Genomic DNA, 15,206 nt, shown 5'->3' with positions numbered 1-15,206 from the left:
TCGGCGCTTTTTTTATTTGTTTGAACTAAAGAATCTGCTTCAAAACTCTATCCGCTTTTACGCGGGTGACTTTACGCATCAATCTTTGTACTGCTTCTGGGTAATCTTCTAGCTTCTCTAATTGTTTGTAGGTACAAACTAATTGAGAGTGCTGAAGAATATTATCCACTTCATGTTCGAATTTTTCAGTTAGGTGGTCGTAGTCATCTTGAATCAACAGAGCATTTTCTAGATCCAGCTTCCATGCGCGTGGGTTAAGATTATTACCCGTGACCAACATATAGCGTTTATCAACCCAAATGCCTTTAAGGTGAAAGCTGTTGGCTTCGTGTTTCCATAAATGGATAGAAAGCTGACGGCTGGCAATATTCGCTTCATTGGCTTTGGCAAATTGGCGTAGGTTGCGCTCATACAGGTAAGGCAAGCCACCAATCGTCTTAAAATCTTGGTCGGGTGAGATAAAGAAGTCGTTTGCTGTCTTATCGCCCACCACTATCGTTACTTTTACGCCACGCTTTATTGCTCGCTTAATTTGCTTGGCAACACTACGCGGGAAGTTGAAGTATGGCGTGCAGATGAAAATTTCATCCTTTGCCAGTGCTAATAAATGGTTGATGCTTTGATTTAGCTTGTTGCGTTTTTTACCTACGCCAACCAAAGGCGTAACGGCAACTTGCTCATTCGTTGGGGCTTGATGAGTGAACTTGTATGACGCTTTAGCCAGTGATGCTCGAAGTTGGCGAATGCTAGCTTTGATTTCTTTAGTTTCAGGCTTTTTAGGGCAAGCAAGGTTATTAACTGCTGGATGAGCAACCAATTCTTGTTGTATAAACTTGACCATGGAATTGGCTAATTCCGGGTTTGTTAGTGCATGGTATCGGTCGAAACGATACTTATCTTGGTAATTAAGATAGATGTTGTTCAGGCTAGCGCCACTGTAAATTACCGTATCATCAATGATGAAGCCTTTTAGATGCAGAACGCCAAACACTTCTCTGCCACGTACGGGGACGCCATATACAGGCACTTTGTGCTCATATTGATCGGAAAAAGACTTATACATACTGGCATTAGTTTTGGTCGCCTCTGCGCCAATCAAACCACGTTGTGCTCGGTGCCAGTCAACACATACGTTGATGTCTAAACCTGGATTTCTTTGTTTTGCTTGATAAAGTTCACTTAAGATTTCGCGACCAGCTTCATCATCTTCTAAGTAAAGTGCAACAAGGTAGATACGTTTGCTCGCCTCGCGAATCGCTTTGATCAAACGAGTGCGAAAATCTTGTGCAGAATACAAAACATCAAAATGAGCGGGATCTTGTGCAAGTGTAGGCAGATGCTGCAAAGAATACCTGTTAGCGATCATATCGAAAGATTAACCTCAAAAATGGCGACAAAAAGTGTCTGCCAAAAAAAGCAGAAGACGGATATTACCAAATCTCAATAACCGTTTACCAGAAATGGTGCAAACTTCATAACAAATTTGCCAGATATGCTTGAGTGACTTCTAGATACAAAGCTTCCAGAGGGTGAGTTTGCTGGATTAGTAACTCGTTAGTGGAACACACTAGATTGTTTACCACAAACCTAACTACTCTCGCTGAACGCTCATCTCGCGGTTACTTGGGTATAATGCATCGGAATGAGACATTTCCCACTTCCAGTGTAGCGTGAAAACAATTGATTTAGACTATTTGGCAATTGTTCAGGCAGACATGTCACAAAACCATGCTGTTGATAGAAAGCTTCTAAGTGTGGGTAAGCAAAACAATATGTATTACTGCTACACACCGAATCTTGGCAATGTACGAGTAGTTGATGCCCCAGCCCTAAACCGCGATGTTCGGGAACCACTAACATACCCGTTAGTAGTTGGTATTGCTCAATTGGGCGAAAGCGTACTACAGCAGAGAGTTGGTTTTCTATGTAGCCAACAATGGTGAGTTCATTTTTTTTGGCTTTGCCAGAGGGGTAGTGTGCTTTATATAAACGCGATACCAGTGGCAGTTTTATTGGATCCAGCGTTTCTATTCTTAGTTCGCGCATTCTCTATCTACTCATATCTATGTAGAATGGTGGCAGTGTAAATGAACTAACTTGCCTGATGCAATCAAATCCCATGCAAATACAAACCAATGCCAGCTTGTGCCAATACCATACATTTTCAATTGAACAATCTTGTGATGTGCTCACGCACGTTACTTCAGTTGAAGAAATCCAGCATGTCTATCAAAACATAGAATGGCAAACGCTCCCTAAGTTAATGCTAGGTAAAGGCAGTAATATGTTGTTTACCGAACATTTTTGTGGCGTGGTGGTGATAAACCAACTGCAAGGCATTGAGGTAACAGAAAGTGATTCTGCTTGGCATTTGTATGTGGCCGGTGGTGAAGATTGGCCGAATTTTGTCGAATGGTCAGTAAATCAAGGTTATTTTGGCTTAGAGAATCTGGCTTTGATCCCTGGCTGTGTGGGTTCTTCGCCAATCCAAAACATTGGTGCTTACGGCAAAGAGCTTCAAGACGTGTGCGAATACGTTGATGTACTTGATCTGCAAACATTTGCCATTAAGCGAATGAATGCTACTGAGTGTCAATTTGGCTATCGCGATTCCATTTTCAAGCATGAGCTGTTTGAAAAAGTGATTATTGTCGCGGTAGGCATTAAATTAGACAAAGCGTGGCAACCCCATATTGAATATGGACCGCTCAAGGCATTTAGTGCCGAAAGTGTTACTGCCAAGCAGATCTTCGACCAAGTCTGTTCTGTTCGTATGGAAAAATTACCAAACCCACAAGTCACGGGCAATGCGGGTAGTTTTTTCAAAAACCCAGTCATTACTAAGCAGCAATACCAATCACTAATAGCACAACATCCAGATCTCGTTGCTTATGCTGTCGATGAAGGTATGAAAGTTGCGGCGGGTTGGTTAATCGACAATTGTGGATTAAAGGGTTTTCAACAAGGTGGCGCGCAAGTGCACCCAAACCAAGCTTTAGTTCTGATTAACAGAAACAATGCAACTGCGGAAGATATCGTATTGCTGGCTGACCATGTCCGCCTAGCTGTTTGGCAAAAATACTCAGTAGAACTTGAACATGAAGTGCGTTTTATGGGTAAGCAGCACGAGACCAATTTACTCGAACTGAGAGGTGCACTGAAATGAAAGAACATGCAATTAAGCTATCAATCCTAAACATGCTTTGTGATGGTCGCTTTCATTCAGGTGAAGGCTTAGGTGAACAACTTGGTATTTCACGTGCAGCGGTGAGTAAACATGTAAAAGGCATTCAAGCATGGGGCGTGGATGTTTTCAGCGTGCAAGGTAAAGGCTATAAGCTCGCTGAGCCAATGCAGTTATTAAACCAAGAATTATTGCAATCATTGGTTAGCGTTCCACTCGAACTTATCCCAGTGATTAACTCTACCAATCAGCATTTACTTGAACGCATTAATATTCTTAAATCGGGTGCTGTTTGTTTAGCTGAGTATCAAAGTAAAGGGCGTGGACGTCGCGGTAGAGAGTGGGTGTCGCCATTTGGCTGTAACCTTTACCTTTCCATGTATTGGCGCTTAGAGACCGGTATGGCTGGTGCAATGGGCTTGAGTTTAGTGGTTGGTGTTGCGATTGTTGAAGCGTTAGAAAAATTGGGCATTTCAGGTATCAAACTTAAATGGCCAAACGATCTCTATTACCAAGATAAGAAACTCGCGGGCATTTTGGTTGAGATGTCAGGGCAAGCCGGTTCTGCTGCCCACCTTGTGATTGGTATGGGTATGAATTTGGTTATGTCGGGCAATACGCAAGGCATTACTATTACTCAACCGTGGACCTGTTTATCTGACGTTACGGAACAAGCGGTTGATCGTAATCAGCTTGCTGCGACGCTGATCAACACGTTGCAAGATGCATTAAATGATTATGAAATGACGGGTATGCAAGGGTTTGTTGAGCGTTGGAATCGGCTCGATAACTTTTTAGATCGCGATATTCGGCTCATCATGGGCAACCGAGAGGTGGTGGGTGTTTCTCGTGGGATTAATGAACAAGGCGCGGTTTTAATCCAAACAAACAATGGGTTAGAGACTTTCATTGGCGGTGAGGTTTCTTTAAGAGGTATCTAGTCTCAATTATGAGACAGTTTGTTAGCTCAATATTCCTTCATATGAACTAGGCTCAATATTAAATAGAGACAGTTTATGTGAGGGTGTGATGAACCTACCAGCCCAACAATTGCCATCATTTGATGAGTTAGTAAAGCTTGTGCAAGAAGACGAAGCGGCATTTGAGCAACTTAAGCAAGAAAAGTGTCAAGAGCTGATCCAATCAGCTTCACAAGATATGCAGCCTAGGCTTTTGGCTCAGCAAAGTCATATAGATCGTTTGGTCGGTCACTGCAAGAACCCCAACCATGTCAATGTCGTGTTAATGCAAGAGCTGCGTAAGCAAGTGCAGAAATTTCAAAGCAGCTTGCAAGGCAGTCCACAAGACAGTGGAATTTCAAATGATAGTGCTGCAAATAACGATAGATTAAATGTGGTCAACATCTCAGAACGCTTCCCCGATTGGCGATAAGCATCAACTGAATAATAAAAAGGGCTCTTAGGAGTCCTTTTTGTCGCATTTATCACAAAAATTTCCAGGTATCCCCTTGGTATTGCTTCTCATGCCCATATATCGTAATCACAAGGCTTTAATCTATCTTTTAAAGCATTATCAAATCATATAGACATTTTCAGGAGAGACGACCGATGAACATTCGTCCATTACATGACCGAGTTATCGTAGAGCGCCAAGAAGTTGAATCTAAGTCAGCTGGCGGTATTGTACTTACTGGTTCTGCTGCAGAAAAATCAACTCGCGGTGTTATTCTCGCTGTAGGTAAAGGCCGCATCCTAGAAAACGGTACAGTTCTACCTTTGGACGTTAAAGTTGGTGATAGCGTGATCTTTGCAGAAGGTTACGGTACAAAGACTGAAAAAATTGACGGTAAAGAAGTTCTAATCATGTCTGAAAACGACATCATGGCAATCGTTGAGTAATGAATACTCTGATTCAAAAACGATAGAAATAACGAATAGAGAAAGGAATAAAAGATGGCTGCTAAAGACGTTAAATTTGGTAATGATGCTCGTGTAAAAATGCTAGAAGGTGTGAACATCCTAGCTGACGCAGTAAAAGTAACATTGGGTCCTAAAGGTCGTAATGTCGTTATCGATAAATCTTTCGGCGCACCAATTATTACTAAAGATGGTGTATCCGTAGCGCGTGAAATCGAACTTGAAGATAAGTTCCAAAACATGGGCGCGCAAATGGTTAAAGAAGTAGCGTCTCAAGCAAACGACGCTGCTGGTGATGGTACGACTACAGCCACTGTTCTTGCTCAATCTATCGTGAATGAAGGTCTAAAAGCTGTTGCTGCGGGTATGAATCCAATGGATCTTAAGCGTGGTATCGATAAAGCAGTAATCGCTGCAGTAGAAGAGCTAAAAGCACTCTCTGTTCCATGTGAAGATACTAAAGCTATCGCACAGGTTGGTACTATCTCTGCAAACTCAGATTTAACTGTCGGCAATATTATTGCAGAAGCGATGGAAAAAGTAGGTCGCGACGGTGTTATCACTGTTGAAGAAGGTCAAGCACTTCACGATGAGCTAGATGTTGTGGAAGGTATGCAGTTTGACCGCGGTTACCTATCACCATATTTCATCAATAACCAAGAAGCTGGTTCTGTTGATCTAGAAAGCCCATTCATCCTTCTAGTTGACAAAAAAATCTCAAACATCCGTGAACTACTACCACCGCTAGAAGCTGTCGCTAAAGCCTCTCGTCCACTTCTTATCATCGCTGAAGATGTAGAAGGCGAAGCACTAGCGACACTTGTTGTGAACAATATGCGTGGTATCGTGAAAGTTGCAGCAGTAAAAGCGCCTGGTTTTGGTGATCGCCGTAAAGCGATGCTGCAAGATATCGCGACGCTAACGGGTGGTACGGTTATCTCTGAAGAGATCGGTCTTGAACTAGAGAAAGTTACTCTTGACGATCTTGGTCAAGCGAAGCGCGTAACGATTACGAAAGAAAACACGACAATTATCGACGGTGCGGGTGAAGAAGCGATGATTCAAGGTCGCGTTACTCAAATTCGTCAACAAATCGAAGATGCAACATCAGACTACGACAAAGAGAAACTGCAAGAGCGTGTTGCTAAATTGGCTGGTGGTGTTGCAGTCATTAAAGTTGGCGCAGCAACTGAAGTTGAAATGAAAGAGAAAAAAGACCGCGTAGAAGATGCATTGCATGCAACTCGCGCTGCGGTTGAAGAAGGTGTGGTTGCTGGTGGTGGTGTTGCACTAATCCGCGCAGCGTCTAAAGTGGCTAACCTTGAAGGTGATAACGAAGAGCAAAACGTTGGTATTCGTGTTTTACTACGTGCAATGGAAGCACCTATTCGTCAAATTACTAAGAATGCTGGTGATGAAGAATCAGTGGTTGCTAACAACGTTCGTGCTGGTGAAGGTAACTACGGTTATAACGCTGCAACGGGTGAATACGGTGACATGATCGCAATGGGTATCCTAGATCCAACTAAAGTTACTCGCTCAGCACTACAGTTCGCAGCATCTATTGCAGGCCTAATGATCACCACGGAAGCTATGGTGACCGATCTACCACAAAAAGATAGCGGTGGTATGCCTGATATGGGTGGCATGGGCGGTATGGGTGGTATGGGCGGCATGATGTAATCACCCTCTCTCACTTTGTGATAGTTGCGTTTATAAAGTTATTGAATGGGTTGGTGAGTAACTATACACTCCGCTCACTGAGTTAACGTAACTCATCCTGTGCTGAATAAGAAAAAGCCGAAGCAATGCTTCGGCTTTTTTGCTGTCCAAGAACAAAAATAGGTACGGATTTTGTTCTGTATCCCATAAGCCCAACAGAGACTATGGGGGATAGATTAGTGTTTTGATGAGTATATAAATATTTGAGTGATAACAAGTGATTACCGACGATGAGATAGGATATAAACGGCTATTTGTAGGGGTCACTGCAACTTGTTTACTGATTTTCGTTTGTTTAATTCTGGATTCTGCAGAAGATTCAAAACAAAAATATGATAATCAAATGCGACGAGTTGAGCGCCTTCTCGAAGACTCTAGTCAAGTAATTAATGCGTTAGAGTATAGTATTACATCGTTGTACCCGTTACAAAATGACCGATATGTATTGCCACACACCATTACATTCAACGGGAATGTCTGCAATTTTGGTGGCAAGTCCCATAAAGGTAAAGATTACGACTTTATGTTTGCCGGTCCTAAAGAGATGTGTGACACCGAGTCACCTCTATATGAAGAGGCTTATAAACGTCTTTTTCTTGCGCCATCAATGGCTTATTTCGCCAAAAGCATTAGCCAGATATCATCGATTTATTTCATTTCGAAGAGTAAGTTTATTATCTCATCACCTAAAGAATTTGCTCAATCGATTGAAGGGGATGCATTTGATAAGGTGATCTCGAAGAGACCTTATTGGGTTAGAACATTAAACAGCACTTCAAGTCATGAACATGAAAACATTATTTATACTGGTGGGTATATTGATTACATGACGGGAAAGAGGGTTGTAACCATTACACGTGCGATTTATGTGGATGATGAATTTAAAGGCGTATTGGCAATTGATAGTGATTTAAATGATTTGATTGATGATTATGTTGCAGGGTATAGATTCACTGAAGAGCAAGGACTTAATAGTTCAGATGTATTCAGTTTTACGTATTCACAACCAGTAAAAATTGCTGGTCAAGAAACCGGTCTCTATCTAACGGTAAATGAGCCTAAAGGGCTTCATTTAACACATATATTTGAGGCGGAAAAACAACGAGCGATTGCAATAATCTCATTCTATATCTTGGCTATTTGTATTTTTTGGTTTCGCTATACTCAAATGACACACCTACGCCTTAAAGAATTGGCGATGTTAGATCCGATGACGAACCTACAAAATCGCCGTGGGTTTGCGCATAAGTTGAAGGGGTTAGAGCCAGCGAAATATATCGCAATCGCGGTATTTGATATTGATGATTTTAAAGCCATTAATGATAGTCATGGTCATCAAGCGGGTGATGAAGTCATTTGCCAAATAGCCAAGCAACTTAACAATAGCTTGCGTCAAGCTGATCTGGTTGCTCGATTTGGCGGGGAAGAATTTGTTGTTGCGATCAGTAGTGAATCTATTGCGGTGGTTCAAGCAATACTCAAACGCGTACAGAATGATATCAGCATACCTGAAATTCATCTATCTAATGGGCACGTTATGCCAGTAACCGCGTCTGGTGGCGCGGTTATTTATCGTTGGAGTCAGTTTGATGACATTACTCAATTTTGGCAAAACAACGGTATAGGAAAAGCAGATACTTTACTTTATCAAGCGAAGACAACCGGTAAAAACCGTATCATTATTGCGCAAGATTGGTAGTGGGACTTGATTTAGTTGAGGCTGACAGGTGTAAAAAAGGATGGCAAAGCCATCCTTTTTTGTTTCTTGTAATCACAATGTGATTACAGAATAAAATCGCGTACTTCAGGGTCTTTACGCTCTAGATAGTGCGTTGACTTAATGCGGCGAATTGTACGGCAACGGCCACGTATCAGTAGTGTTTCGGTGGTTGCAATATTACCTTGGCGAGTAATGCCTTCTAGCAGGTCACCTTTAGTAATACCAGTGGCTGAAAAGACAACGTTATCACTGCGTGCCATGTCTTCCATTTTTAGTACGACACCCGCTTCTACGCCCATCTCTTTACAACGAGCAAGTTCAGCCGCGCCATAGATACGGTTTTCTTCGGTGTCGCCTTTTACTTCGTGGCGTGGCATGAGACGAGCATTCATATCACCGTCTAATGCGCGGATAACCGCGGCAGAAACTACGCCTTCTGGAGCGCCGCCGATGCAGTACATTGCGTCCACTTCGCTATCAGGCATACAAGTTAGGATTGAAGCCGCTACATCACCATCTGGCACAGCGAAAACACGTACGCCCATCGCTTGCATTTCTGCGATGGTTTGATCATGGCGTGGCTTTGCAAGAGTGATAACAACAAGAGTATCTAACGTTTTGTTTAACGCTTTAGCGACATTCTCTAAGTTCTCTCTGAGTGGTTTGTGCAGGTCGATACAGCCTTTTGCGCCTGGACCAACAACCAGTTTTTCCATGTACATGTCAGGTGCTTTTAAGAAGCTACCTTTTTCACCAGCAGCGAGCACGGCTAACGCATTTGACTGACCCATTGCCGTCATGCGAGTGCCTTCAATTGGGTCTACTGCGATATCAACCTCATCGCCGCCAGTACCAACATGCTCACCAATGTACAGCATTGGTGCATCATCGATTTCGCCTTCACCAATAACAATTTCACCGCTTATTTCGGTTTTATTGAGAAGGATGCGCATGACTTCTACTGCGGCACCGTCGGCTGCGTTTTTATCGCCACGCCCAAGCCATTTATAGCCGGCGAGAGCAGCGCCTTCAGTGACTCGAGAAAATGCCATTGCTAAATCGCGTTTCATGATGACTCCAAATAGGTTTTATGGAAGGAAGTAAATTTGGCGAGATTCTATCATACCGAAAAGGAAACGTTTGCTTTTTTGCGGTTGGAGATTGAATTTGATTAACAAAGCGAAGTAAAGTAGCTAGTAAAGGCGTTATCAAGCGGTTAACGTTAGGTAAATGTCAGTAACTGCTGTTTTTTTGCGCGAATGGTGCACAATATCAAATATAGGGCGTGTGTCTATGGGCTCTGCTAAGTAGAATGAAGGCAATACGTGAAGCGAACTTCACTTCAACCGAATAGAACAAGGTAGGCTAAGATGTCTTTTGAAGTATTAGAAAAACTAGAAGCAAAAATTCAAACTGCAGTAGATACAATCGCACTGCTTCAAATGGAAGTGGAAGAGCTGAAAGAAGACAAAGAGAAGCTAACTGTAGAAGCAAATGATCTGCGCACTAGCCGTGCAGATCTAGAGCAAAAATCTGAGCAAATGCAGCAAGAGCATGCAGTATGGCAAGATCGCATCCGTAACCTACTAGGTAAAATGGATGATGTAGAATAATTTATTCTATACCCTTCATACTTGAAGTTGCAGCGGTGTTGGCTGTGTTCGTGCGCCCCAATCACATAGTTCACCTATGCTCAGGGGACTTTCTTACTTGCCGCCTACCTGCATCTTCAAGTTTCTTGGGTGTATTCTACTGATATTTGTGTAATGGGCTGACCGGAAGGTCGGTCTTTTTTATGTTTGCTTGATGGAAAAAGGTTGGCGATGAGCCAACCTTTTAAATCTGCTTTAGTAGCGCGTTAACGAACAGCTATTATTCTTGAGGACGCACACCCAATGTATGGCAAAGCGCGTAAGTCATTTCTGCGCGGTTCAGCGTATAAAAGTGGAAATCCTTGACACCTTCACGACCTAGAATTCGGACCATATCGATAGCTTGGCTAGCGCCCACTAGCTGGCGGGTGGTAGGATCATCATCCAAACCTTCAAATTGTTTTGCCATCCATCCCGGTACTTTGACATTGTTTTGCGCAGCAAAGCGAGCAGCTTGATTAAAATTGGATACGGGTAGAATCCCAGGCACGATTTCAACATCAATACCAGCGGCAACGCAGCGATCACGAAAGCGTAAATAGCTTTCCACATCAAAGAAGAATTGCGTGATAGCGCGGTTTGCCCCCGCTTCAACTTTGCGTTTTAAGTTGAGTAGATCAGCTTGGGAGCTTTTCGCTTCGGGGTGGACTTCAGGGAAAGCCGCCACCGAGATATCAAAATCATGGCGTGACTTAAGTAATTTAACAAGATCAGAGGCATACATGTCGGGCGCGCCGCCACCTGGTGGAATATCACCGCGCAGCGCAACAATACTTTCAATACCATTTGACCAGTAATCGTCTGCGATTTGGATCAGCTCTTCACGAGAGGCGTCAATGCAAGTCAAATGAGGCGCGGCAATTAAGCCAGTTGAGGACTTGATCTCTTTAATGATTGAGTGAGTGCGATCTCGCTCGCCAGAGTTTGCGCCGTAAGTAACAGAAACAAATTTAGGCTTAAGCGTTTTTAAACGGTGTACCGAATTCCATAGTGTTTCTTCCATTTTTTCGCTGCTTGGTGGAAAAAACTCAAATGACACATTGATATTGTCTGATAGCTCAGCAATATTCTGATTTAAAGCGTCGATATGACCGGCGTGCGTGTATCCCATCTTGCTCTCCCTGTGGCCATCATGCCACCCTCAATAATCAAATCCTTTGATGACGTTTAGACGTCTATATGTCTACAGAGTGTATTGAATGCCATTTAAAGTCAACAAGCTGACTATGAATAATATTCAAGTTGATAATTATAAAAATTCAAGTTGGGTTTCTGGAGCTTAAAAAACTTGGGCTTAAAAAAAAGCGCGATGAATATCTCCATCGCGCCTTTAAGGGTTAAATTTGACTAGAAAGCAAATTCAAGTCTGACTGAATTGCCCCAGCGGTGACTTCACGCCCCGCTCCCGGACCTCGAATAACCAGTGGGTTATCTTTGTACCATTTACTTTCTATAGCGAAGATATTGTCACAAGGTAAAAGGTTAGCGAGCGCGTGTTCACGAGTGAGTGCCTCAACGCTAACGGTCGCTTTGCCATTTTTCTCTAGGCGAGCAACATAACGTAGTACTTTGTCTTCTCGCTGAGCTTTCGCTAAGCGCTCCGCTAATCGTTCACTCAGAAGATGGCTATTATCAAGAAAGTCATCGAGAGATAAGTCGGTTAGCTCTTCAGGCACCAAGCTTTCAACTTTTACATTCTCAGGTTCGAGAACTAAGCCAGACTCGCGCGCTAATATTACTAATTTACGCATGACATCAGAGCCATCAAGATCGTGGCGAGGGTCGGGTTCAGTCAGTCCTTGCTGCCAAGCGAGATCGACTAATTCGGCAAATGGTACGCTGCCATCATACTGCTGGAAAAGCCAAGATAATGTGCCTGAGAATATGCCAGATAGAGCGACGATTTCATCGCCACTTTCTCGTAAATCACGAACCGTGTGATTGATCGGAAGACCAGCGCCAACTGTAGCGTTATAGAGCCAGTGGCGATTAATTTTGGCAAAGGCATCTTGCACTTGGTGGTAATACTCACTAGAAGCAGAGCCCGCTAACTTGTTCGCCGATATTAAATGCATGCCTTGCTCTGCAATATCAATGTAGCGATCAGCTAGCTGTTGGCTTGCCGTCACGTCTAACACTACTACTTCATCATAGCCTTGAATTGCTCCGAGTTGTTCAATCCACGCTCCGGGTTGGTACTCAATGGCTTCAATATCAAATTGTGCGTTTGCTTGAGACGCGTCAATGCCTTGTGGGTTAAACCAATAGGTTTGGCTATCGATGATGGCAACCAGCTCGAAATTCATGCCACGGCGTTTTTCCAGTTCCGTTTTTTGTTCAGTAAACAGCGTGAGCCAACTACTGCCAATATTGCCTTTTCCACATAAGGCAATGGCAATACGTTTTTGCGCTTGAAATAGTTGACTGTGAATACCTTGAACAAGTTTTTCTGTATCAGTTTTACGTAGTACAGCCACCAGGCTTAACCCGGAGTGAGATTCACAAATAAACTCGATCGGAGCCATTTTTAGTTGTTGGTAAAAACCATAACAATGGTTGGGGTTTTTTGTTACGCCTGCACCAACGGCGGCGACCATTGAGTAACCTTCTTTTAGCTTCAGCTCGGCTTCGGTTGCGATATCTTGTAGATGACGCATTGCTCCGCCTGCAATTTCTTCCGTGTATGTTAAGCGTAGGCAGTGTTGATCGTCTTGTACTTCAAACGCGAGAGGTTCGAGTTGTGCACGAATCAGGCTGGCTAATGTTGCTTTGTGCTGACGAAGGAAGTCATGACCTGAGGGGAAATGTAGCTCAATGATTAGAACGTCATCTAACGAGGAGATGATTTTTGCCCCTCGACCAGATGCGAGTACTCGTTCGATACGGGTAGATCCTGATTCGGGCTCATAGCTGCAGCGAAGGTGACAATCCATGGTGCTTTGTGCGACAGGTTGTAACGTGCGGCTATGTAGAACAGGGGCGGCTAAACGAGCGAGCTCACTGGCTTCATCTAAGCGTAATAATGGCAATAGGCAAGCATCAGCAACAAGGCGAGGGTCGGCGCTGTAAACACCAGCGACATCACTCCAAATCGTCACTCTCGATACCTCAGCTAACGCACCAATGACGGTGGCTGAGTAATCTGAACCATTGCGGCCAAGTAGAACGGTTTGTCCTTGGCTATCTTGTGCCATAAAGCCCGTAATCACCACACGATGATGGCTGTGCTGAGTCAATATTTCTTTAAGTAATGGGTAAGATGCCCCTCGATCGACTTCCGGCTGAGTGCCAGATTCGGCACGTAAAAACGTTCGTGAATCTTGATCACGCGCAGGAAGATTATGTTGATTGAGAAGTGCGGCAAGTAAACGTGAAGACCAGCTTTCGCCACGCCCAAGAACGCAAGCCTGTTCGGCTTCAGTTAACGGCGCTTCTAGCTCACCCAATAATTTGAATTCGTCAGTGAGTTGTTCGAGTAGTTGTTCTTTTTCTTCACCGTCTAGTAGTTGTTCGATTAGATCAAATTGAAACTTTTTCAGCTCTTGCAGTGCTTCATGAGCGAGCCGACCATCTTTATGCAACCCATCAATAAACTCGATTAGGCGGTTAGTGGTTTTGCCTGCGGCTGAAACAACGATAAGGTCATCTTGTTTCGAATACTCCTTGAGAATATTAACTACACGGCGATAACACTCAGGGTCAGCCAAGCTGCTACCACCAAATTTATGCAGCTGTCTCTCAGCGCTCATTTAGTTTTCCTCCAATGCCAATTTAAAGGCTTGCTCAAGATCGGAAATTAGGTCTTGTACATCTTCCAAACCGATGGATAGACGCAGTAATTGCTGTGATATTCCCGCTTCTTCTAGAGCGGCTTCACCCATTGCTCGATGCGTCATGGATGCAGGGTGGCAAATCAAACTTTCAACACCACCCAAAGATTCAGCCAAAGAAAATAACTCAAGTGCGCCAACAAAGCTTTTTAGTTGTTCAAAATTGCCAGCAAACTCAAAACTCAGCATAGAACCAAAGCCGGATTGCTGTTTGGTGGCGATGCCATGACCAGGATGTTGAGGTAAGCTTGGATGGTAAATTGTGCCCACGCAGGCGTGGGATTTGAGATACTCGAGAATGTCGACTGAACTTTCTTCATGTACTCTCATTCGCGCTCCAAGAGTTCGTAAGCCGCGCAGAGTCATATAACTATCAAACGGTGTGCCGGTAGCACCAATGCAATTGCCCCACCATGCCAATTCTTCAGCGTGTTGTTCGGTTTTAGTGATCACCACGCCGCCAATCACATCAGAGTGACCGTTAATAAACTTTGTCGTGGAGTGAATAACAAAATCAGCGCCAAGTTCTAGCGGCTTTTGGAACACGGGTGTCAAAAAGGTATTGTCGACTGCCACTAATGCTTCGACTTGATGCGCTTGCTGGCAAACGTGTTCGATATCTACCACGCGTACCAATGGGTTAGATGGGGTTTCAATTAGTACTAGTTTGGGCTTTTGCGCCAACGCCTCTGTAAGGGCTTGTGGATCAGATTGATCAACAAACAATACCTTAAAATCTCCTTTCTGCGCACGAGTGTTAAATAGACGGTAGGTACCGCCATAGCAGTCATGCGGCGCGACAATTAAATCATCAGGTCCCAGAAAGGTGGTTACCCACAAGTTGAGGGCGGAGGTTCCACAGTTGGTAATGATCGCCCCTTTTCCACCTTCGAGCTCATACAGTGTTTGTTCCAACAAGCCACGATTTGGGTTGCCTGATCGGGTATAATCGTATTTTGGGACATCACCAAAAGCTGGGAAACCATAGTTGGTCGAAAGATAAATAGGTGGAACCACAGCATGGTGCTGGGTATCCGACTCGATGCCAGTGCGGACCGCGATAGTAGCAGGCTTGCGGGTGCTCATAAGTGTTTCCTTCCGAACAATAGTGACTTGTCAGTTTGAATGCGTTATATCTACACAATACTTGTTGATACAATACATTCACAATCCATTCACGCTACTTTACTGCTGTTAACTTAAGACGTCAACACATCCAGA

At 43.7% G+C, this 15,206-nt stretch carries 13 protein-coding genes; 7 read left to right on the top strand and 6 right to left on the bottom strand.

What is annotated here, in order from left to right; genetic code table 11:
• Nucleotides 1-25: 25 nt before the first annotated feature.
• Both pssA and L4C38_RS12435 read right to left on the bottom strand, forming a co-directional pair.
• On the bottom strand, nt 26-1,366 hold the full coding sequence (gene pssA, locus L4C38_RS12440) for a CDP-diacylglycerol--serine O-phosphatidyltransferase (RefSeq protein WP_428797877.1): 1,341 nt from the start codon (nt 1,364-1,366) through the stop codon (nt 26-28).
• Nucleotides 1,367-1,608: 242 nt separating this feature from the next.
• Nucleotides 1,609-2,046 (bottom strand): GNAT family N-acetyltransferase, encoded by a 438-nt coding sequence (locus L4C38_RS12435; protein WP_428797876.1) that lies wholly within the window; start codon nt 2,044-2,046, stop codon nt 1,609-1,611.
• Nucleotides 2,047-2,119: 73 nt separating this feature from the next.
• On the opposite strand from L4C38_RS12435, the gene murB reads away from it, so the two are divergent.
• The 6 genes from murB (at nt 2,120) to L4C38_RS12405 (ending at nt 8,482) form a co-directional block, all read left to right on the top strand.
• Nucleotides 2,120-3,166, top strand: coding sequence for a UDP-N-acetylmuramate dehydrogenase (gene murB / locus L4C38_RS12430; RefSeq protein ID WP_428797875.1), 1,047 nt, complete (start codon nt 2,120-2,122; stop codon nt 3,164-3,166).
• Nucleotides 3,163-4,125: a bifunctional biotin--[acetyl-CoA-carboxylase] ligase/biotin operon repressor BirA gene (birA, locus tag L4C38_RS12425; RefSeq protein ID WP_428797874.1), complete on the top strand. Its 963-nt coding sequence runs from the start codon at nt 3,163-3,165 to the stop codon at nt 4,123-4,125. The genes murB and birA overlap by 4 nt, the downstream gene beginning before the upstream one ends.
• Before the next feature lie 88 nt (nt 4,126-4,213).
• Complete coding sequence (locus tag L4C38_RS12420) at nt 4,214-4,576, top strand: DUF3135 domain-containing protein (protein ID WP_428797873.1); 363 nt, start codon at nt 4,214-4,216, stop codon at nt 4,574-4,576.
• Between the two features lie 176 nt (nt 4,577-4,752).
• Nucleotides 4,753-5,043 (top strand): co-chaperone GroES, encoded by a 291-nt coding sequence (locus L4C38_RS12415; protein ID WP_120030423.1) that lies wholly within the window; start codon nt 4,753-4,755, stop codon nt 5,041-5,043.
• A 54-nt stretch (nt 5,044-5,097) separates the two neighbouring features.
• Nucleotides 5,098-6,744, top strand: a complete 1,647-nt coding sequence (gene groL, locus L4C38_RS12410; protein ID WP_428797872.1) for a chaperonin GroEL — start codon at nt 5,098-5,100, stop codon at nt 6,742-6,744.
• Between the two features lie 382 nt (nt 6,745-7,126).
• Nucleotides 7,127-8,482: a sensor domain-containing diguanylate cyclase gene (locus L4C38_RS12405; protein WP_428797871.1), complete on the top strand. Its 1,356-nt coding sequence runs from the start codon at nt 7,127-7,129 to the stop codon at nt 8,480-8,482.
• Nucleotides 8,483-8,565: 83 nt separating this feature from the next.
• Here L4C38_RS12405 and glpX read toward each other — a convergent pair whose 3' ends face one another.
• Nucleotides 8,566-9,573 carry a class II fructose-bisphosphatase gene (glpX, locus tag L4C38_RS12400; protein ID WP_428797870.1) on the bottom strand — a complete coding sequence of 336 codons (1,008 nt, stop codon included), beginning with the start codon at nt 9,571-9,573 and terminating at the stop codon, nt 8,566-8,568.
• A 300-nt stretch (nt 9,574-9,873) separates the two neighbouring features.
• Here glpX and zapB point away from each other — a divergent pair, with 300 nt between their 5' ends.
• Nucleotides 9,874-10,116, top strand: a complete 243-nt coding sequence (gene zapB, locus L4C38_RS12395; RefSeq protein WP_428797869.1) for a cell division protein ZapB — start codon at nt 9,874-9,876, stop codon at nt 10,114-10,116.
• A 259-nt stretch (nt 10,117-10,375) separates the two neighbouring features.
• Here zapB and metF read toward each other — a convergent pair whose 3' ends face one another.
• The 3 genes from metF to L4C38_RS12380 form a co-directional block, all read right to left on the bottom strand.
• Nucleotides 10,376-11,266 carry a methylenetetrahydrofolate reductase gene (gene metF, locus L4C38_RS12390; RefSeq protein WP_428797868.1) on the bottom strand — a complete coding sequence of 297 codons (891 nt, stop codon included), beginning with the start codon at nt 11,264-11,266 and terminating at the stop codon, nt 10,376-10,378.
• Between the two features lie 226 nt (nt 11,267-11,492).
• Complete coding sequence (locus L4C38_RS12385) at nt 11,493-13,904, bottom strand: bifunctional aspartate kinase/homoserine dehydrogenase II (protein ID WP_428797867.1); 2,412 nt, start codon at nt 13,902-13,904, stop codon at nt 11,493-11,495.
• Entirely contained in the window at nt 13,905-15,071 is a 1,167-nt protein-coding gene (locus L4C38_RS12380) for an O-succinylhomoserine (thiol)-lyase (protein ID WP_428797866.1), read from the bottom strand.
• Nucleotides 15,072-15,206 lie beyond the last annotated feature (135 nt).

Source organism: Vibrio kasasachensis (genome assembly GCF_050337565.1).
Lineage (GTDB): Bacteria > Pseudomonadota > Gammaproteobacteria > Enterobacterales > Vibrionaceae > Vibrio > Vibrio kasasachensis.
Note: the sequence above shows the minus strand (reverse complement) of the source record. Positions and strands in the feature narration are given on the sequence as shown.

Bases quoted from the DNA above. Each gene is read 5' to 3' on its own strand.
- pssA (WP_428797877.1), bottom strand. From the start codon at position 1,366: ATGATCGCTAACAGGTATTCTTTGCAGCATCTGCCTACACTTGCACAA.
- L4C38_RS12435 (WP_428797876.1), bottom strand. From the start codon at position 2,046: ATGCGCGAACTAAGAATAGAAACGCTGGATCCAATAAAACTGCCACTG.
- murB (WP_428797875.1), top strand. From the start codon at position 2,120: ATGCAAATACAAACCAATGCCAGCTTGTGCCAATACCATACATTTTCA.
- birA (WP_428797874.1), top strand. From the start codon at position 3,163: ATGAAAGAACATGCAATTAAGCTATCAATCCTAAACATGCTTTGTGAT.
- L4C38_RS12420 (WP_428797873.1), top strand. From the start codon at position 4,214: ATGAACCTACCAGCCCAACAATTGCCATCATTTGATGAGTTAGTAAAG.
- L4C38_RS12415 (WP_120030423.1), top strand. From the start codon at position 4,753: ATGAACATTCGTCCATTACATGACCGAGTTATCGTAGAGCGCCAAGAA.
- groL (WP_428797872.1), top strand. From the start codon at position 5,098: ATGGCTGCTAAAGACGTTAAATTTGGTAATGATGCTCGTGTAAAAATG.
- L4C38_RS12405 (WP_428797871.1), top strand. From the start codon at position 7,127: ATGCGACGAGTTGAGCGCCTTCTCGAAGACTCTAGTCAAGTAATTAAT.
- glpX (WP_428797870.1), bottom strand. From the start codon at position 9,573: ATGAAACGCGATTTAGCAATGGCATTTTCTCGAGTCACTGAAGGCGCT.
- zapB (WP_428797869.1), top strand. From the start codon at position 9,874: ATGTCTTTTGAAGTATTAGAAAAACTAGAAGCAAAAATTCAAACTGCA.
- metF (WP_428797868.1), bottom strand. From the start codon at position 11,266: ATGGGATACACGCACGCCGGTCATATCGACGCTTTAAATCAGAATATT.
- L4C38_RS12385 (WP_428797867.1), bottom strand. From the start codon at position 13,904: ATGAGCGCTGAGAGACAGCTGCATAAATTTGGTGGTAGCAGCTTGGCT.
- L4C38_RS12380 (WP_428797866.1), bottom strand. From the start codon at position 15,071: ATGAGCACCCGCAAGCCTGCTACTATCGCGGTCCGCACTGGCATCGAG.